The organism is Maridesulfovibrio pacificus (SeqCode), from assembly GCF_048612815.1.
In the GTDB taxonomy this organism is placed as follows: domain Bacteria; phylum Desulfobacterota; class Desulfovibrionia; order Desulfovibrionales; family Desulfovibrionaceae; genus Maridesulfovibrio; species Maridesulfovibrio pacificus.
In genome coordinates, this window is sequence record NZ_JBLZNE010000002.1 from 102807 (window position 1) to 122426 (window position 19620).

Consider the following 19620-nt stretch of genomic DNA (forward strand, 5'->3'; position numbering starts at 1 on the left):
TGGCTGTCGTTATATGTCTCTAATTTACCGGAATTTTTAGATACGGGCATTCTGCATTTTGCGGAACAAACTGGTTCAGCTGAATATTTCCATGGCATAGAGCCCCCAATTCTTCCTTGAGGTATTGCTCCGGGCTTTCAACCAGCTTCATGGTTACTTTTAGCGGTTTGCAAAAGACCTCGCCCCAGTTGGTGCTGTAGACAAAATGCACCTCCTGCACTTTTTTACTTTCAGGAGGAACGCACAGGTTAACGATAAAGAAGCCTTTTGTCAGGCGTTCCACATTGAGTGTTTCTTCAATGGGCACGCTGAAAGTCTTCTTGGGAGGAAAAAAGCGCATCAGCTCGCTGAATAATTTTTTGATTTCACGCTCCCGCAACGGCCCGGAACTGATATCTGTCTTGATTTGCATATCCTGATTATACAGACCGTTCAGGGCCAGCCAGACCAGCATAAAGTTGAGGTCCGGCCCTGATTCAATGCGGGTCAGGATATTTCTGGCACCGGATTCGTCAGGATATTCCCCGTGAATGTTCCAGATTTTTCCGTCTTCGGTGCGGGAAATAATGATGGAATTGAAAAAATGGGTTCTGGGCCCGGGCAGAGACAGGCGCAGGATTTTGTTTGTGCGCTTGGCAAAGGCTGAAAAAATGATCCTGCCCAAGCGGGTCAGGTCTTCGGGGGTGATAGAGACTCCGGGGAACTTGTCCTGCTCGCCGCGGACCTTCATATAGGTGTTGACCATAAACTGGTTCACCCGTCTGCCCAATTCAACCACGGAACCGAAATCAGAGAGATCCTTGAAATTTTCAAAAGATCCGGTCTCTTCTCCTGACAGGTTCATGGTAAAATCGATTAATTCAATTTCTTCGGCTCTGCTCGGAGTGGAGAGAATCTCTTTTTCACTGACAAGACCGCATTTCAGGCGCAGGGCCATAGCAGTGAGCCAGATGTATTCATTGTTTTCGTTGGTGCGGTAAAAGTTTGCGAGATCCTGATAGAGCCGCATATAAGGATCAACCCGCCTGATTCTGCGTTTACCGCTGATAATGTTTTTCTTAAGTTTTTCGCAAAGCAGGGAATATTTGCTGTCCGAAGTATATAGTTCAAGCAGGCCGAATTTCATGATTGATTTGAAAGGACTTTTAATTCCTTTAACAATCTGCCAAAGCGAGGCGCCGAAGAATTCCTCAACAGGAATGTTGGGGATATTTCCGAGGTCTACGCAAAAGTTTTTGCCTTTGAGTAAAGCGACTTTCTTTTTTGTGCCAGTATATGCTTTTTCTCCGGCTTCGGGCGGGGTGAACCACCATAGAGGAGGCTTGCCTGCCAGCAGCACTGCTGTGCGGTAGAATTCTTCTTTGAGTATGGCGCTTTGTGCAGAGCCGGAGCTCTCTTCATCGCTTAGTCCAAAAAGATTATCACGGATTTCGCGGGTATCCATGATGAAAAAATGAATTTCAAGGCCAAATTCGTTCAAGGCCCATTTTTCAATGGCTTGTAATTTAACGCCCAAATTCTCCCTGCTTTCGGCGGAGCGTCCTGTAAAGTTACAGCATACCCAGCAATCAAGGTCGGAGTCCGGGGTTTGAGCTATGGTTCCGGTACTGCCGATAGACATGAAAGCTTCTATGGGAGTGGATGATTCCTTACCTGTTTCATATCTTATGTCCGGGAAAAACTCATCCAGCAGTTTGATGACCTGTGGAGAGAGCGCATAGTTACAAACCCTTGAACTCATGGTCAGAGGGTCCATCCCTGATTTGATTTCAAACACATTTGTGTGCAGCAGGGCGGGAATTATTTTCAGGAGCTTTTTGCCCTTGCTGTCCAGTTTAGATTGAGCCCAGTCCAGCCTCCTGCTGTTGTTTTCGGCAAAGCAGACGTGGCAGTGCTCAATATCCTTGAGCGCATACCAGCGTTTGATGGCTTTATGCAGAACACCCCGGCCATATTCACTGATTTCTCCAAAACCGGCAGACCTTTTTTTATGCCTTTCCCTGTTGCTGAGCTTTGCTGCAAATGTGCGCTGCATTGCTTTGAGCATTTCCGGTAAATCGGATTTCACGTTGCTTGCGCGGCAACGTCCGGTATTGCACTGCGCAAAATGTGAACAGCTGATGTTTGAATCTTTGAAGAGGGTTGTTTCAAAGTTCGAGAAAGCGAAGTCACATCCTTTGACATCTACTTTGTAAAAGAAAGCTTCGCGCAGATCGCAGGTTTGAAAGATTATTTCGCTAAATCGTGTCCGGCAGAAATAAGCTCCCGGCGCAGCAACAGCATTGAACGTACAGTTTTTGAAATTACTGAGAAAAGTAACTGCTGAATCTAAGTGTGAGGTGCTGAAATTGCAGTCTTTCAATTGGCAGTCATAAAATGTTGCCTCATCGAGGGAACAGCTGTTGAAATCGCAATTCTCGAATTCCGATTCCAGGAAAGTTGTATTGCTGAAAGTACAGCCTTCAAAAGTACAGTTTTTAAAGATGCATTCTTCCAGAAAAGATTCTTTGAATTCGCAGGCGGAAAATATTGAATTCTGAATGGTCAGTCCACGGGAGAGACTTTTCCATTTATTGAGTTTGTGCAGCCGTTGGTTGGTTATCTGTCCGTCGGTATGTATGTCGGGCATGCCGTCGGATTGTGTAACTGCTTTGCCGAAAATGCGTTTGAATCCAGTCTTCTCCTGCTCTTTGTTCTCAATGTTCAGTACAATGGGACCGCCCTGTTTGATGAAATCCACGCCGGGGACTTTCTTACCTTTCGGCATTTCAGGACGAGCAGGCTCGCTAAGGCTGTCGATTTCCATAATGCCGGCCAGCACCGGCTTGAGGCTGTTTTTCTTTTTGCTGCGCGATATTTTCAGGACATTGTTTAAAATGTTGCCGAAGCACTGCGGGTCTTCTTCACTGATTGTCGAAAAAAGCACAGCCAGTACCGGAGTATGGTAACCCACTGAAATTTCGTTCATGAAGCGGGCCAAGTTTTCGCTGTTGAGCAGAGGAACCCTGTTGATCAGTTCCGCACGGAGCTTGGGAGCTTCATTGAAAATCTGGGCGAAAATCCTTCCCCGGCGGCTGCCGCCGAATTTGGTGATAATATCCATTGCCGCCTTGGCCAGAGGCAGAGAAGGGGATTGTGCCAGTGGGATGATTTCCTTTAAGAGTTCGTCATCAATCTCGTCGGCCAGCCTTTCCACCGCACGGAGCACCTTTTCCATGATGATAGGGTCCATGGTTTTCAGGTGGAATGAAATATCCGTAACCATTTCCCCGTCTGGGTAGGGGGGCATGCTTTCCGCACAGAGAGAGATTTCATCAAGGCTTTCCGGTTCACGCAGGTGTCGGCGGCATTCCTTGCCGTAGTTCCCGGAAATGAATTTTGACAATGATTTGAATGTCAGCTGACCTTTACGGGTTCCGTTTTTGTTGAAGAAATCAACACTATTATGCAGGTCTATCTTTTGGGCATGTTCAATGATGGATTCAGCAAATTTAATCCTTTCCGGAACATCGTCATCGTGAATGACCAGCATGCGGTCGGCAACTCCAATGGCGGTGCTGATCGGCTGTCGGGAGAACCAGCTTTTTACCCGGGAAAATGGAAGCAGTCGATTGCAGATGAGAGAAGCGGCGAGATTTCTACCGCACGGTCCCATCTGGGCCAGATAATCGAGGCAGATATCCTCGGTGGTATCCTCTGGGACCGGAGCATATGAAATCTTACCGCTTTGTTCTGCTTCCAGCTCAATGGCTTTCAGTCCGAGACCGTAAAACAACATGGCGTATTTTGCAGACTCCACAGCATCCGGCGAAGTCTGCTCTCTGTTGAATTTGCCTTCTATTTTATAGCGCAAATCCGCAAGCTGACGCTCTTCCGGGGGATAGAGATTCAGCCTGCGCAATTCTCCGAGCAGGGTATCATGTGTTTCTGTCTCAGCCATAAAATATCCTGACCTGTTTATCCCGTTTTCGTCAACAGCGCGATGGATTCAACATGGGCTGTATGCGGAAACATATCCACCGCTGCAAAGCGTTCGAGCTTGTACCTGCCTTCCATTTTTGCAGCATCGCGGGCCAATGTGGAGGGGTTGCAGGAAATGTATAAAATTTTCTCCGGTCCCAGTTCTATCAGCTTCTGCAAAGAGGGATCGGGAACACCGGAACGTGGCGGGTCCACAATGACCATATCCGGGTGGGGCAGGTCTTCAGGCAGTCCTTTTTCGGATGCGAGGTTGCCCACAATGTATTGCGTATTTTCCAGCCCGTTAAGTGAGGCGTTGTCTTTCGCAGATTGAACCGATTCCTCGGAGACTTCAATGCCGATCATTTTACCCACATCCTTGGCCATGAACATGCCTATGCCCCCGGAGCCGCAGAAAAGGTCCCATACAACGTCATCAGCTTTAGGTTCAGCCAGTTCTGCACTTTTTCGGTAAAGAACTTCCGCTCCTTTAGAGTTGGTCTGGAAAAAGGCATTGGGTGTGATGCGGTAGCTGACTTCGCTGCCGTCTGCGCGGGTCAGTGTTTCAGTGATATGTTCCTGCCCGGTCACAGATATGAGCCTTTCTCCGGTGGCGAGGTCGGCGCGTCCTTTGCGGGTTGAGTGCACAAAGCTTTTCAACTGCGGAATGTTATCAAAGAGAAGTTTCCCCAGTCCCTTAATGGTGTGGTGGGATCTGGCCGGTCCGGTAAGCATGTGGATCATCATTTCTCCGCTGTGATGGGAAAAACGAACTACCAGTTTGCGCCAGTATCCGCCGCGATTATGGAGATAGGCTCCGATATTTGTGCGTGCACAATAGTCGCGGACCAGTGCCGGGATATCGGCACATTGTTTGGGGAGCAGCGGACAGCTGGAGATATTCAGCACATCTGTTTCCGATCCACGCCGTTTGAATCCCAGCTTCAGGTAATCTCCGATGCCGTGGAAGGAAAATTCCATTTTGTTGCGGTAGCCGTATTCAAGCGGCGAAGGCAAAGCTTCTTTACCCATGCCCGGAGTGTCCGGTCCGATCTTGCCGATGCGTTCCAGAGTTTCACATACCTGCTTTCCTTTCCAGAAAGTCTGGGCAGGATATTTAATGTCTTGATGCAGGCAGCCTCCGCAGGAACCAAAATACTCACAGGACGGGGTTTGCTCATCGTCCACGTGGTTTACAACTTCAGTGCGGCGTGCTTCAGCGAATCTTTTTTTCAGCTTTGTGATCTCGCAGCGAACTGTCTGTCCCGGTACAATTCCTTCAACAAAAAGGGTCAGCCCATCATAGCGGCCGATGCCCTTGCCTCCAAAGGCCAGTGATTCGATTTTGGTTTCAATTATATCGCCCTTACGGATGGGCTTGTTATCATTACTCATGTTTGACAGTTCTCCTTTGACCGCTGTACGCTTCGGTCCATGATTGATAAAGCAACAGCACTTGAATCGGTTTTGCGGAAGCTCAAAAAACTTCCCGTGAGGCATTGCATAGACCTGCGCACCTATAAACGCAACCGTTCACTCTTAATTTTACATGTTCGGGAGCAGGAGTATATTATTTACGAAGACGGTTATGAAACAATCGAGCATCAATGCGCATTAAAGGGCATGAAAAAGCTGTTGAAGACCTTGTTCAAAAGAGAGTTCCCACGAAGCAATAAAATTCGCATGTATGAGCTTGGTGAATATAACAAGGAGAAGCATCGCCGCGAAATGAAAAAGTTGTAGGTATCTCGCATTCCGCACTTTCTTCGCTGTTTGTCTGTACTGATGCTTGCCACCGAGCCGAAATCTGCATAAAGGTAACATGCATTGTACTAAATTCGGCAGGAGAGATAAATGATCAGATGTATTTTCTTTGTGCAGCTTTTGCTGCTGATGGTTGCGGTACCTTCTTTTGCTCAGGATAAAGCTCAAAACGGGACGGAAGGTGCTTCCGTATCCGAAACAATTGTGATTCCTGCTGACTATAAAGAAGAAGGCATGGCTTCATGGTATGGGGAAAAGTTTCAGGGTAAGCTCACTGCCAGCGGTGAACCCTATGACATGGAAAGAATGACCGCCGCTCACAATTATCTGCCTCTGGGCGTAAAGGTGAATGTCACAAACCTCAGCAACAAAAAGAAAGTAGCCGTAATCATCAACGATCGCGGCCCATTTGTACCTGACCGTATTATCGATCTCTCCCGTGCTGCAGCTCAAGAACTCGGTTTTATTGATGTCGGTAAAGCCAAGGTCCTCATCGAGCCCTACCGCCCGGAACCTGAACCTCAGCCTGTTGCCGCAACAACTCCTCAGCCTGTGTACAAGAAACTCTATGGCGCATTCTACATCCAAGCCGGGGCTTACAAGGTTAAGGCTAATGCCGACCGTCTGATCGAAAGACTTAACAAAGCCGGATTCCACAACACCCGCATCGTACGCGTGGTTACCGACAGTGCCCAGATTTTTAAGGTGCAGCTTGGCATGTATAAGACTTTAGCCAATGCACGCAAAGCGCACATCTCTCTTGGTAAGGGGTTTCCGGGGACGTTTATTTTGGCGGATGTGATTCAGGATTAGTCGTTTTTGAATAATGAAATGAAAAGTCCCGCAACACTTTAGGTGTTGCGGGACTTTTTTTATAGAATTTGCGGATGCAGACTTTACTGCAACGGCTTATCATTTTTCTTATCTTCAACCTCAACGTCAATGACGTCGTGGTCATCAATACGCCTTTTGGGCTGATCTTGATTGGTCCATGCGGTGAACTCGGAATTGTGATGTACCACGTGGATATTGGGGTTGTTCTTCATATTTTCAAACTGGGCTCGCAGCATGCGTTTGAAATAGCCTCTGGTGACAGGGAAGAGGATGAGCAGGCCGAATATGTCTGTCATGAATCCCGGTGTCAGCAGTACCAGACCTGCCAGAAAGATCAATACTGCATCGAGGATATCCTCGGCAGGCATAATCCCTCTGTTGAGGTTTTCCTGAACCTTCTGCATGGTGGCAACGCCTTGTGATTTGGCAAGAGCCGCACCCACAAAGGCGGTCAGCAGACAAAGGGCAATGGCATTGAGCGTCCCGATTTTTGAGCCGATCTGAACTAGAATATAGAGATCGATCAAGGGGATGAGGACAAAACCCAGAAAAATCTTAGCGAACATTTAGTCTCCCGTGCTTAATTTCCTTATTAGACGTTCTGGAATATAAGCATCAATCCCATGATGACAAGCAGGGTCATGACGATTCTGCGGTAAAACTCTTCGGAAATGCAGCAGGAAAGCTTGTTGCCGAGGTACGTTCCCAGAACAATAGGAAGTGCGGAGGCCAGAAACATTTTGAAAGCATAAAAGGTGGTAAGTCCGCTGAGTAGATGACCGGTTGCAGCCAATGTCCCGGAAAAAAGGAAAAAGCAGACCAGCGTGGCCTTTATGGTTTCTTTTTTCCAGCCCTGAATGGAAGTGTAAATGATGCTTGGCGGTCCTCCTGCACTGACTGCTGCGGCAATGGATCCGGTCAGAAAACCTGCAAGGTATCCCCATTTATTACTGATGTGCAGCCTGATGGGTTTTGAAATCAGTGAGTAGCCCGCAAAAGCAGTGATTAACAACCCGAGGAAGAGCCTGATGTAATCACCGTTAACTTCTTTTAGAACCAGTGTTCCGAATATTGAACCCGGTATGCTGCCAATGATCAGGGGGAGTATTTTTGATCGGTCAAAATTGTTGCGCAGCTTATGGGTCATATTGATATTAATGAACAGACCACAGAGAGTGCAGATGGGTACGGCAAGTTTGATATCAATGATGAAGGCCAGCAGAGGCATTGCGACCAGTGCTGCCCCGAATCCGGTCAGGCCTTGCACGAATCCGGCACTGAGAAAAATAGCTGGGATAATGAGGAAGGGGGACATATCGTTAATTTTTACGCAGGGTCAGTTGAATGATGCTATCAGGGAGGGTTTTCTCAGTGATGATTTCAGCTTTCCTGAGCCGGCAGAGAATAGTAATGTTGGAGCGCTGGTCGTCACGAATTTCGACTTTTACGGTGTTGCCTGACTCGATGTCTTGAAGGTGCAAACTCACCTCCTTAAATCCGGATCAGCAATCCTTCCAGCATGCGATAGTCTTGCTATTATTCATGGTAAAATAAAAAAAGACCGAACATCCCAAAAGAATGTCCGGTCTTTGGAACGACTATTGTTTGTTTTTCATGGCTTCTTGAAGTTTGTCACCGAGCAGGCCGCCGAAACCGCCGGTACCACCGGAGGTGGAGGAGGTTTTGGGAGCGGATTTGCGGGGTGCAGACTTCTTGGGAGCAGACTTGGTGTATTCTTTCCAGTCGTTGTCCCCGTCAGCTTTCTGGGCTTCACCAGCGGTGAGGGTAACCTTGCGGTCTGTGGTGTTGATCTCTTCGATAGAGATTTTAACCTTGTCACCGGGCTTAAGGGCTTCAAGTTCAGCCTGTTTGCCGGAGCGGGTGATGCGTGACATGGGCAGCAGGCCGGTGATGCCGGGTGCGAGGTTGATGAAGATACCGAACTCAGCGCGGTTTTCCACGGTTCCTTCGACTTCCTGACCAACCTTGAAGGTGTCTTCCATGTCCATCCAGGGATCACCAGCAGCGTCTTTCATGGACAGGCCGATACGGCGTTTGACCGGATCGATGTCTTTTACCATGACTGCCACTTCCTGACCGGGGGATACTTCATCTTCCGGTTTGTGGACGCGTTTGGTGTAGCTCATCTCGGATACATGAACGAGACCTTCAATGCCGGGAGCGATTTCAACGAAAGCACCGAAGTCGGCACAACGGACAACAGTACCGGTGATCTTGTCTCCAGCCTTGAATTTATCGCCGATTTCATCCCAGGGATCAGCCTGCAGCTGTTTGAGGGAAAGACCGATTTTGAGGCCTTTACCGTCTTTGCGCGGCTCCATGGAAAGGATGCGAACGGATACTTCATCTCCGGGCTGAACAACGTCTTCAGGCTTGGCGGAGCGGGACCAGCTCAGTTCGGAAATGTGAACCATGCCTTCTACGCCGGGAGTAAGTTCAACAAACGCGCCGAAAGGCATCAGTTTGGTGACTTTACCTTCCATAACAGCGTCGGGCTGGACATCCTGCATGAATGCTTCACGGGCTTTTTCCTGTTCCTGTTCGAGAAGAACTCTTCTGGAAACAACAATGTTGCGACCGTTTTCTTCGAACTTGATGACCTGAAAATTGTGGGTGCTGCCAACAAAAGCTTCAGCATCTTCGACAAAAGAAGTGTCGATCTGGCTTACAGGGCAGAATACTTTGCGGTGCATCATTTTTACTCTGAAGCCGCCTTTGCAGGTTTCTGCAACCTTGCCTTCAACGGGGACCTTGTTCTCGTATGCTTCACGCAGCATATTGAGACCGCCCGCGCCGGACATGGCTTTAGAAAGGACGATTTCATTGTTGTTCATGGAAATAACGTAGAGTTCCACGGTATCTCCGTCCTTAACGGTCAGTTCGCCTTCTTCATCGGTCAGCTCATCACGGTCGACAACTCCATCCACTTTGGACCCGGTGTCAACAAACACGGAATCTTTGGTAATGGAAATGACGGTTCCTTTGATTTGGTCTCCGACCTGAAGATTGTCGTTGGATTCAGACTGGAAGGCTTCAAACAGTTCGGCAAAGTTCTCTTCGCCATTGGTTTCCAAGTTTTTCTCGGACATGCTCTTGTTTCTCCTGAAAGGGCAAATTGGTCCCGGCAAGGTAGGTTTTTTATAGCGCCATGGACAATGGGAACCTAACGGGAAAAGGCGCAATTTTCAAACGATTTATTCATATAATTTTTATTGCACCTTTCCGTGCAGGGCTGCGCCCAGTGCTCCGGCAAAATCAGGCTCTTCAGGAATGAGCGGATCAATATCCAAAGAGTCTTTCAACATACTGACAACACAGGGGTTATTGGCAACTCCGCCCGCGAAGACCAGCGGTCCCTTCAAACCTACACGGCCCAGCATGTTGGTGGTGCGCCGTACAATGGAACCATGCAGGCCCAGTGCTATATCCCGTGGATTTTTACCTTGGGCCATGAGTGATGTGGCCTCGGTTTCCGCAAAAACAGTACACATACTGTTGATCATGAGCGGTTCGGTCCCTTCTAAGGCGTAGTTTCCGAAATCTTCGATGGGAATCTGAAAAACTGTTGCCAGATGCTCCAGAAATTTTCCGGTCCCGGCAGCACAGCGGTCATTCATTTCGAATTTCGCTACCTTACCTTTACCCAGCAGTGAAATTGCTTTTGTGTCCTGCCCGCCGATATCAAGAATAGTCCGTGCTTCGGGGTAGAGATGTGAGACTCCCAGAGCGTATGCTTTAATCTCGGTCAGCGAAAAACACTCACATCCGGTAAGTTTTTCAGTAACCAGCTTACGCCCGTATCCGGTCGCTGCAATGCGATCCAGTTTGACGTCTTCCAGTATTGTTTGGATTTGAGCTGAGGGATCAAAGGTGGTCGGAAGTTTGCGTTTAAAAGCGATTTCATCACCATCCAGAACTACCAGTTCCATGGAACGTGATCCGATATCAATTCCAGCAATCATGAATACTCCAATGTAAGGGGTGGATGCAGAACATCCACCCCTTTACAGAATCTATGATATAATTTCTACAAATGCTTCAACGCGAGTTTTCAACTGTTCGACATCTTCCATGCTGTAATCGGTTTCAATCGCCAGCATGGGCACTTCTGCGTCAGCCAGTGCCTTTTCAACCTTGAAGGTCTCATGAGTGTACGGCTGGCAGAACATGAGCGAGTAGTGGATAACGCCGTCAACTTTGGTCTCTTCAGCAAGTTTTTTGATGTTTTCAAGACGCTCGTCGTTGGGAGTGAAACAGGCACAGTCGATTTTCATGTAGCGTTCACAGATGGCGTCGATCATTTCTTCTACTGTTTCAGCAGATTCATCCACCAGGTCGCGGGTGTTGCGGGTACCGATGCAGGATTCTTCGGAAACAACTACCGCGCCGGAACTTTCTATAATGTAGGGCAGTTTCCAGTTAGGCACGGCCATGGGACATCCGGCGAGCATGAGTCGGGGAGTCTTTTCAGGAACGATGCCTTCGTTTTTGGTAATGCGTTCTTCAATCTGGTCGCAGAGAGTATTAATGGAATTGGTGAAGCGGATCGGATCATCATAAAAGCTGACCTGATTGATGAGCAGTACATCACGTCCTGAAATGGGGGTGGGCACTGCAGCGCGCAGGGTGTTCAAACGTTGCAGGGCGCGGCGTTTGTCGTTGACGATCTTGATGGATTTCTTGAGTGCTTCAGCGGTGATTGTTTTTCCGGTCAGTTTTTCAAGCTCTTCCTTGTAGCGCATAACTTCGGCTTTCCAAAGAGCGCGGTCGGAAGCCTCCTTGCGCTGGGGAATTTCCATGACGTACATGGGTGCCATTTCGCCGAATGCTTCGTAGGCTTTCTTTTTTCCGTCACAGGTTGTTTCACCGATGATCAGGTCGCAGGATTCGGTGTAAGGACAGATTTTAGCCATTTTGAAGCCGATAAAAGATTTGATCAGGGCACAGGTGTTTCGGGGAACAACTGTTTCGGCTGCTTCGGTCCCGGCATCAGCTCCGGCACAGAGACCGACCTGGATTGCATCCACGGCAAGGGTAAGTTCTTCAGGTACGAAAACGCAGAAGGTTCCGATAATCTTACGACCCTGTTCCTTGGCTTCCACCAACTCCTGAATGCGCAGTCCGTGAACCTCGGAGAGTACGAAATCAAGGTACTCCATACCTTGCAGACGTCCCTGCTGGCTCATGTAGATATCACCGTAAAATTTGCCCAGAACTTCAAGCAACCCTTCATGGGCTTCAATGTCGAGGTTCAGGTTTTCCCACATGTCGGTGTACGAAGCTTTTTCCATGGTCAAATCTCCCAAATTAATTGTTGAAGAACATTGAGGCTAAACTTCTTTTGAATAAATGAGTTACGGGTTTGCTACAAATAGAATTAAACTATCTGTCTGGGATTGATGGATTTGTCTGGTCGATAAGTACTCAATGCCTGTGCTGGCTTTAATGCAGGCTTTCGTATAACTCTTTGCAGCACAAAAGTTGTGAGGGGACAAATTGAGAAAAAACGAAGCTACTGCTTACGCGCGGGGATTAACCCCGGAACGGGAATTCAGCGCGGCTTATATGGATGTGCGCAACCTGCGTTCATTGATCCAGAAAGAACCTGAATGTGCGGATAATGAAATTGTCCACGCTGTATGGGATATGCTTATTGAACAGCGTTACAGCTCTCAGCGTATGTCTCAGCTCCTCTACCGGGAATGCGCCAAGACTCTTGCAGCTATTGGGCACGGCTGCCCGGATTGTGCGGTATCGCATTCCGCCTTGCATTTACAGATTCAGGCAGCTTCCAGTTGTAAAAAATATGCTGCAGTAGAGGCTTCTGCCGGTCTGGGCGTTTTGCCTTTTGATATTTCCTTGCCAGACCCTCCAGAACAGTTTCTAGGTTTTGCTCCCAGTGTTAAATGGGAAACCCTGCTCAAAAATGCCGAAGTTGTGGGCGAACCTGTCTTTTCCGGACGCAGTGCGGTTATGGATGCCAAGGGTGATAATCGTATTTTCGCCATTAAAATTTTACGTAAGGGCGAGAATCCCGAAGGTTTACATTTAGAGGGGCGTTGGATGGAACGGCTGTGTCATGAGAGTGCTACAGACGGTGTCCGTTTTGATTGTCCTCAGCCTTACACCATTGGCGGGCACGTGGTTTTCAAGCTGGAAGGTCTTCCCGCAGATGCGCCGGAAAACCTGCACGAAGAGCTTTACGCCATGGCCTACCATGCTCATAGCGATTATTTTGTTTACCCCAATGATGACCGCGAAGATAAACGCAGTTCAGCAGAAGAGATGCTGGAAATAATGGGTCGCAACTCTTTCTTGCTTGGTCAACTGGCCGGACGGGGCATAGTTCATGATGCACCCATTCCTCTTTTCCATAATAGGGTGCAGGCCACCAGACGCACGGATGAAGGCGTTTATGAATGGCGCAGGTTCGGACGCTTGGACCGCTGGCTGGATTCCTGCCGCTACCCCAATTTCGGGCGTTCCGGTCTGCGGGACTTTGAGCATTTGCAGGTGATGAAGCCGGGTCGTGATTCCTTTTACTGGGCCATCGGTTCACATTTTATGTCGATCCTGCTGGTGCTGGGAAGTTGGTTCCGGGCACAGGCACCTGATCTTTGCGGCCTTGATGCCAATGATGAACCAATTGATGCCCGCCATTTATTTGATGCAGATTTTTTTGGACAAGCGGTTAAGTATTGTTTCGACAAGTATTACCATGGGTTTACCGGAAAGGACTTCCAAAATGAAATCGACCTGCACATCCCGGAACTGGTGCAGGATATGATTAATGAAATGGGTGTTGATCGTCACATGTTCGAATTTATGCGTGTGGTGGATCAGGAAATCTTAGAAGATAATGAGTTTCGCAAATATCTCATCAAATGCGGCATGGAACCGGATAAGGCATATTCCATAGAAAAGAATAAGGAAGACATCCCTTTGACCACCGGGCCGCACCTTGGAGATTTTAACAGTACTATATCATTGCCGGAAATTATCGAATGGTCAGCCATGGCTGCCGGGTGTTGTATTGCTTCGCGGGCTTTGGGTGATAGGTGGGGCTAGCGCACCTCAAATTCCACAGCATCCATACGCCCGATCTCATCGCTAACTGAAACCCTGTGTTCCCCGACACTAACTTCCGTGAACAGCTTCTCATCGAACTTGCCCATACTGATCAAGCGCCCGTCAAGGAACCAATATAATGTTCCGCTATCCGGTCCGGCTTCGGCTTTGAGGGCGATCTGCTGGAATTTCAGCGGGGTGTCCTTGCGCAGCAGGTAGGGTGTGTTTGCTGCCGGAGAGATTATCTTCGGGGCGATGCCGGAAGGAATCAGCCCGCAGTCCGGTGCCAGCGGTGGCAGGTGCGGTACTTCGAAATTGTTTTCCGCCCGCCATCTGGCAAGTTTGGCTGGGATAGTACGGATGACTTTTGCTTTGATGCCTTTGCGCCCGAGGCATTCACCGGAAATTCGGTAACCGCTTTTGGAATCCACAAAAATCTGGCGGCATTCTTCGCATGGATGCAGGCGTGTTTTTCCGGCAAGGGTGCGAATGGTTGTGCGCTTGGTGCAGAATGGTCCGGGAAGTTGGCGGCTGTGGGCACATACCTCCACTTCGCTGAGACCTGAACCATCCGGCGGTGCGGGGAGTTTCCCGCCCGGAGCAGCCATGCGAAGTAGATCAAAAAGCAACGGTCCGCCGTGAACAGCCCCGGAGATCCCTTTGCGCGGCCTGCCGTCCGGGTTTCCAACCCATACGCCGATGGCGTAATCACCAGAAAGACCCACAGCCCAAGCGTCACGGTGTCCGAAAGAAGTTCCTGTCTTCCAAGCTGTCTCAGGCATGTCGCGGGTCAGCATCCATGTTTCATTCATTTCCGGTCTGGTTACCGATGAAAGCATTTCAAGAACAAGCCATGCTGCCTGCGGAGAAAGAATCTGTGTTTCTACCGTATGTTCACTGAAGGAAACGGTGAAGGGTTTGAATTTTCCCCCGTCAGCAAGTGAAGCATAAAGGTTGGTCAGCTCAGTCAGCTTGATCTCACAGCCACCCAAGGCGAGAGGCAGTCCGTACTCCATTGGCGATTTATCAAGTGTGCTGATCCCGCCTTTTTTGAGTAGCTCGATAAATTCCGCTACCCCGGTGTCGGCGAGAGTATTTACTGCCGGGATATTGAGCGATTTTGCAAGAGCCTGCCTTACCGTGACCTGTCCATGATAAATGCGGTCATAGTTCTGCGGGGAATATCCGGCGTAATCCACGGGAATGTCATAAACGAAAGAATCCGGTACCAGCTTGCCTTGATCGAAGGCCAGCCCGTAGATGAAAGGCTTGAGGGTTGAACCGGGAGAGCGTTTTTTGTCAGTCAGATTGATGGCCCCGCCGTACCCTTTTTCAAAAAAATCCGCCGAACCGACCAGCGCACGTATCTCGCGGCTTGGAATATGGATAATTACGCAGGCAGCATTGTCGATGTCATCACTACGCAGACGGGCTACGTGGGTTTTGAGCATTTCCTGTGCGGCCTGCTGCAAAGTGGAATCAAGGGTTGTTTTTACTTCATTGGCTTGTCCATTTTGCTCCAAGGCCATGCGGGAAAAGTGAGGTGCTTCAAGTGGGACCGGCTTAATGGAATCAGGCAACGGTAATTTCAAGTTGCGCGCGATTTCTTCTGCCGGGAAAACTCCTTTTGCAGCCAGTTGATGCATGACGCGGTTGCGTCCTTCTCGTGCCTGCTGTGGATTGCGCAGGGGATCATAATAAACAGGGCCACGGGGAATGGTGGTCAGCAGAGCAGCTTCCCCCAGCGAAAGAGTATCCGGTCCATGTCCGAAATAGAAATGGGAAGCCGCCCCCACGCCGACAATATTCCCACCGTAGGGCAGCATGTTCAGGTAGATTTCCAGCAATTCTTCATTTGAGTGATGTAATTTGAGTTGCAGGGCTCTGAAAGATTCAATGGATTTAGCCCATAAAGTCCGTTTCTTCGGCTCAGCCATACGTGCGATCTGCATGGGAATGGTCGAGGCTCCGGATACAACTCGTCCTGCGGCAATATTCATGATTGCAGCACGGACAACGGAAATGGGATTAATTCCCGGATGATATTCGAACCATTGATCTTCTGAAGCAAGCAAGGTCTTTTTCAATACCGGAGAAATCTTATCAAAATCCGCATGCATGCGCCGCGCCCCGTCAGGGGGAAGGAAAATTCGCAGAACGTCGCCGTCACGGTCTTTCACAACCGAGGCAACAGGCTGATGCAGTTTGTGTTCGGGAAAGGGAAAAATAAGATCCAGCGCAAAAAAACATATGATGAGAAAAAGAACTGACCCACCAAGTATTAGAAGATTTCTGTTTCTCATCACGAAATAAACTTTACTGACAGTACAACTAAAAGTTTCTGAAGGGGATGGGGTCTGGGGAAGGGGAAACTCTTGCAAGAGTTTCCCCTTCCCCAGCTGAAGACTGGTGATATAAATTAAGGGGAATGATGAGATAATTCGGGATTAACCGGGAAGACACGGGAAGACCTGGGAAAGTTTTTTGAAATAGTGTTTCACTATATGAAACAGTTCAAAGACTCTTTTCCAGGTCTTTTTTGTGCTCTCCGGGGCTTGCCTGAATCACCATGACGGCCCCTAAAAAAAATACCAGCTTTCCTTCTTCCAGAATCGCCGGTTACTATTTTTTGTTAGATGGAAGATCTGCCAGTGTTTTGTGCGTCAACCCTTCGCGTGCTGCGCCAACACCAACAATACTTCCAGACTTTACTTTCTTATCTGTGTATCTGACATCGAGCTGTATTGTGAGATTCAACGGAACCTGCTTGCTCTCAATCCTTTCTTCAATAGATTTCAAAAATGCCTGCCTGGCTTCATCGCTCAGGTGCTCCAAGAATGCCTTGATATGAAAATCGCCCTGAGAAAGCTCAAGAACAGGGGTGGGCTTGGTAAGGTCTATCTTTGTCAGTTGATAGACACCATCGCAGGGAGATGTGATTTCCAAAGTCTTTACAGGCTTGAGTCTTACAAATTTCTTGGCCTCAGTAGCTGGCAATTCAACCCCACCGGCTACCGAAATTTTATCTCCTTCCTTCAAGGAAGAAGCCAATTTTCTGAACGGTGCTTCATATTTTACAGGGTCAAATCCCTGCTTCATGGCCACTTCCTTCATGGACTGAATCGCAACAACCGAGACTTCATTAGCGCGTGCGTTATCCTGCGAGGTTTGGTATCTGTCCCACGCTTGGTACCCTCCCATAGTAATAATGAGGGTGATAAGAACGGCTGCCGTCTTGGCGTTCATGTTTGGAAGGGCCTCCTTGATCACTGATAGAAAGTCAGGATCTAATATACCACTACCTTGACGAATGGCAACCTTGATCAATGGAGCCTCTGAACCCAGAATGTGCGGATATTGCTTACAAAAGTCTCTTAGCTCCCGTTGCATGTCCAAAACAAATTGAGCACTTCTGATGTCAATCCGTTTGTCCCACGTCACACCCTGCATACGGATCGGGATAGTGGCACACCCCTGCATTAGTTCCACATCGTCAACTGTTGCGCGGCCTTCGGACACTTCCCACATGAATGTAAGCAACTGGTCTAAATTCTGAATCTGGGCCATTCTAGCTCCTTTTTAGAAATCTCATATACAAATCAATACAACTCTAACCCAATTCTCTTACCTAAAAATTCCCCAATCTATATTCCCAACCGCAGCTACCCGGCTCCAGTTCACCGCTCTATGCCTGACCCCTGCTATACTCTTCAGCCATGTCTTCCCACCAGTCTCTGGGTTCAGCATATTTATCCCTGTACACATCGCTATACATGGCACCCTGATCCTGCACATACTCTGTATCAGGGAGAGGGCCATTCTCTAATAGTCACTCTTGGCGTTCCTCATACTTATCTTTATTCCGGGCATCTTCGGGCAAGAGACAGCATGCGCCACTCAAATCAACCCTTTTAGGCTGTCTGGTGGGTTCGGGCACGGAGTTATGAATGATTCGATCATCATGATCCATGTACCCGTCTTCAAGCATATTTATCTGGATTATATAGTCTTCGTTCTCTTCACGCAGCTTTCGGTTCTCTGCTGACAACGTCCGGTTTTCTTTTCCCTGCGCTATGATTTCTTTGGTCTGCTCTCGTAATTCTTTTACCAGTTGATGATTTTCGGCCCTTTCTTCTGAGAGCTGTTTTTCCATCTTCTCACAATTGGCGCAAATACCCATTTCTGAACTGCCGATGTTCAATTCTGATGCAGACTCGCCAAACAACAGCCAATTAACATCTGTTCCATAATTGGTTGCTATGCTTATTATGAACCCTGCTGTCGGTTCAGTTTCATTTTTTTCGTAACGAATTAGGGTGTTTCTGCTAACGCCCAATGCTTTGGCAAATTCTGCCTGACTTATATTGCCACGAACAAATGAAATCCTTTCACCTAATCTTTCAAACTCCATAACTATCCCACTGCACCAAATTTGGGTTGACGTTGCTCCAAATATGGTGCATAACTAGTTCACACAAACACACAACACATTCAAACCAGTTCACACAAACACGGCTAAAAAAAAGGAGTTACCGAATGGTTAGAACCTCCAAAGAAGTAAAGGACGAATTCCGCAAAAAAGGCATCTCCATTTCCGGGTGGGCCGTAGCCAACGGCTATCCCCCGAATCTTGTTTATGAGGTGATCAACGAAAGGCGGAACCCCACAAGGGGAATGACCCACCAGATCGCAGTCAGGCTTGGCCTTAAAGATGGTGAGATCGTCCAAGACCTCGCAACCGCCATCAATGCCTAATCTATAGCAGCCAGCAGCAACCACCGCAATGTCTAAAAGAAATCGCAAATCAGACAACCGCATGGTGCAATTAACCCTGCCTTTGTCCAGCCTCCCATCGCAAAGCCTTGAAAGTGGCTCACTGCGCAGGTTTGAGGCTGTCAAAGAGGCTTTGGGCCATGCGCTGAAAGAGTGTGGGCTTTCGCGTGACGTGGTTGCGGAAGAGCTTTCAAGGCTCACAGGGCATCAGGTTTCCATCCACCAGCTCAACAACTGGGCTGCGCCGGGGAAAGAGGACCGTCCGATTCCGCTGCACTTCGTGGCTGCGCTCACAGAGATAACGGAAGACTACAGCCTGATCAAGGCTGCGCTGGAAGGAACAGGTTGCAAGCTGCTTGGCCCAGAAGAAGTTGCCTACTTCGAGCTTGGGATCATGGCGGCTGAAGATAAACGGCGAACTAAGAGGAAGAAGGAATTATGGGACAAGATCGGAAAATGATTTTGAGGTTGGGTGGCCGTCAGAGCGGCAGGAACCACGAATTCGAGTGCAGAATCAGGGGCGATCTTTTTGAAATGGTGGCCGACATTCAGAAGGAATTTGAATGGCTTTTTCGGTCCATTCAGAAAGAACAGGACGATTGTTCCCAAGCTGTACTTGGAACTGCAAACGCGAATCCCGTAAGCGTTCATGATTGCGTGTCATTTCTCAAAGCAGTGAAAGTTTCCGCAGGCAAGCTCGCATATATCCATAGGGTTTTTGAGCACCATTTAGATAGACGTTTGGATGCGTTCTGCAAGGAATTAGATCGGGTCGAAGAGATCGAAAAGATGATCGCCAAGAAACCGAACTGGCCTGACCACTCAGACAGGGAAATCGAACTGGTACGCCGCGATGAAGCCTCTTTTAATGAAATGTTCAATGGGAGTTGGAAATGTCTAAAGTAACCGCCGCCCACCGCACACTGAATGTCCTTGTAGCTCTCAAGGGGCATTCCCTGAATGGGCTGTCTAATTCAGAGCTGGCCCAGGGGCTGAACGAAACACCCGTCAACATCACCCGCGCCCTGGCTGTTTTGCAGGATGTAGGGCTGGTCACCAAACTGGAAACCGGGCGCTTTGTCCTTTCCATCACCATGCTCCAGATCGCACAGGCACACGCCAACGAAGTGGACCGGGCGCAGAACCGGATCATGGAGCTTAACCAGAGAGTTGCTGCCGGAGCAGCAGCATACAACTAAC

Annotated in this window: 18 protein-coding genes; 7 read left to right on the forward strand and 11 right to left on the reverse strand. The window is 48.6% G+C overall.

Features of this window, described 5'->3' with window-relative positions; all coding sequences use genetic code 11:
• Positions 1–19: 19 nt before the first annotated feature.
• Positions 20–3940, reverse strand: a complete 3921-nt coding sequence (locus ACNI23_RS17875) for a class I adenylate cyclase domain-containing protein (RefSeq protein ID WP_420250663.1) — start codon at positions 3938–3940, stop codon at positions 20–22.
• A gap of 17 nt (positions 3941–3957) precedes the next feature.
• Positions 3958–5355: a 23S rRNA (uracil(1939)-C(5))-methyltransferase RlmD gene (gene rlmD, locus ACNI23_RS17880; protein WP_420250664.1), complete on the reverse strand. Its 1398-nt coding sequence runs from the start codon at positions 5353–5355 to the stop codon at positions 3958–3960.
• A 39-nt stretch (positions 5356–5394) separates the two neighbouring features.
• Here rlmD and ACNI23_RS17885 point away from each other — a divergent pair, with 39 nt between their 5' ends.
• Complete coding sequence (locus ACNI23_RS17885; protein ID WP_420250665.1) at positions 5395–5703, forward strand: hypothetical protein; 309 nt, start codon at positions 5395–5397, stop codon at positions 5701–5703.
• Between the two features lie 111 nt (positions 5704–5814).
• Positions 5815–6537 (forward strand): septal ring lytic transglycosylase RlpA family protein, encoded by a 723-nt coding sequence (locus tag ACNI23_RS17890; protein WP_420250666.1) that lies wholly within the window; start codon positions 5815–5817, stop codon positions 6535–6537.
• An 83-nt stretch (positions 6538–6620) separates the two neighbouring features.
• Here ACNI23_RS17890 and ACNI23_RS17895 read toward each other — a convergent pair whose 3' ends face one another.
• The 6 genes from ACNI23_RS17895 to ACNI23_RS17920 all read right to left on the reverse strand — a co-directional run bounded on the left by ACNI23_RS17895 (position 6621) and on the right by ACNI23_RS17920 (position 11870).
• Entirely contained in the window at positions 6621–7124 is a 504-nt protein-coding gene (locus ACNI23_RS17895) for an FxsA family protein (protein ID WP_420250667.1), read from the reverse strand.
• Between the two features lie 26 nt (positions 7125–7150).
• Positions 7151–7873, reverse strand: a complete 723-nt coding sequence (locus tag ACNI23_RS17900) for a sulfite exporter TauE/SafE family protein (protein ID WP_420250668.1) — start codon at positions 7871–7873, stop codon at positions 7151–7153.
• A 4-nt stretch (positions 7874–7877) separates the two neighbouring features.
• The gene (locus tag ACNI23_RS17905) at positions 7878–8039 is read right to left on the reverse strand and encodes a hypothetical protein (protein ID WP_420250669.1); all 162 of its coding nucleotides are present in this window, start codon (positions 8037–8039) and stop codon (positions 7878–7880) included.
• Between the two features lie 117 nt (positions 8040–8156).
• On the reverse strand, positions 8157–9668 hold the full coding sequence (locus ACNI23_RS17910) for a 30S ribosomal protein S1 (RefSeq protein ID WP_420250670.1): 1512 nt from the start codon (positions 9666–9668) through the stop codon (positions 8157–8159).
• 120 nt (positions 9669–9788) lie between these two features.
• Positions 9789–10541, reverse strand: a complete 753-nt coding sequence (locus ACNI23_RS17915) for an acyl-CoA dehydratase activase (protein ID WP_420250671.1) — start codon at positions 10539–10541, stop codon at positions 9789–9791.
• Positions 10542–10592: 51 nt separating this feature from the next.
• On the reverse strand, positions 10593–11870 hold the full coding sequence (locus ACNI23_RS17920; protein WP_420250672.1) for a double-cubane-cluster-containing anaerobic reductase: 1278 nt from the start codon (positions 11868–11870) through the stop codon (positions 10593–10595).
• A 205-nt stretch (positions 11871–12075) separates the two neighbouring features.
• Here ACNI23_RS17920 and ACNI23_RS17925 point away from each other — a divergent pair, with 205 nt between their 5' ends.
• Entirely contained in the window at positions 12076–13647 is a 1572-nt protein-coding gene (locus ACNI23_RS17925) for a SidJ-related pseudokinase (protein ID WP_420250673.1), read from the forward strand.
• Here the strand turns inward: ACNI23_RS17925 and pbpC are convergent.
• The 3 genes from pbpC to ACNI23_RS17940 all read right to left on the reverse strand — a co-directional run bounded on the left by pbpC (position 13644) and on the right by ACNI23_RS17940 (position 18058).
• Entirely contained in the window at positions 13644–15950 is a 2307-nt protein-coding gene (pbpC, locus tag ACNI23_RS17930; protein WP_420250674.1) for a penicillin-binding protein 1C, read from the reverse strand. The genes ACNI23_RS17925 and pbpC overlap by 4 nt on opposite strands.
• Positions 15951–16269: 319 nt before the next feature.
• Entirely contained in the window at positions 16270–17214 is a 945-nt protein-coding gene (locus ACNI23_RS17935) for a single stranded DNA-binding domain-containing protein (RefSeq protein WP_420249210.1), read from the reverse strand.
• Positions 17215–17476: 262 nt separating this feature from the next.
• Positions 17477–18058, reverse strand: a complete 582-nt coding sequence (locus ACNI23_RS17940) for a helix-turn-helix domain-containing protein (RefSeq protein WP_420249208.1) — start codon at positions 18056–18058, stop codon at positions 17477–17479.
• 125 nt (positions 18059–18183) lie between these two features.
• Here ACNI23_RS17940 and ACNI23_RS17945 point away from each other — a divergent pair, with 125 nt between their 5' ends.
• Genes ACNI23_RS17945 through ACNI23_RS17960 form a run of 4 tightly spaced genes read left to right on the forward strand, consistent with a single transcriptional unit; the run spans position 18184 to position 19619 of the window.
• Complete coding sequence (locus tag ACNI23_RS17945; protein WP_420249207.1) at positions 18184–18402, forward strand: DNA-binding protein; 219 nt, start codon at positions 18184–18186, stop codon at positions 18400–18402.
• Between the two features lie 28 nt (positions 18403–18430).
• Positions 18431–18880, forward strand: a complete 450-nt coding sequence (locus tag ACNI23_RS17950; RefSeq protein ID WP_319778326.1) for a hypothetical protein — start codon at positions 18431–18433, stop codon at positions 18878–18880.
• A complete protein-coding gene (locus ACNI23_RS17955) occupies positions 18859–19326 on the forward strand; it encodes a hypothetical protein (RefSeq protein ID WP_319778325.1) in 468 nt (155 codons plus the stop codon). The genes ACNI23_RS17950 and ACNI23_RS17955 overlap by 22 nt, the downstream gene beginning before the upstream one ends.
• Positions 19314–19619, forward strand: a complete 306-nt coding sequence (locus ACNI23_RS17960; protein WP_319778323.1) for an IclR family transcriptional regulator — start codon at positions 19314–19316, stop codon at positions 19617–19619. The genes ACNI23_RS17955 and ACNI23_RS17960 overlap by 13 nt, the downstream gene beginning before the upstream one ends.
• The last annotated feature ends 1 nt before the right edge of the window (position 19620 follow it).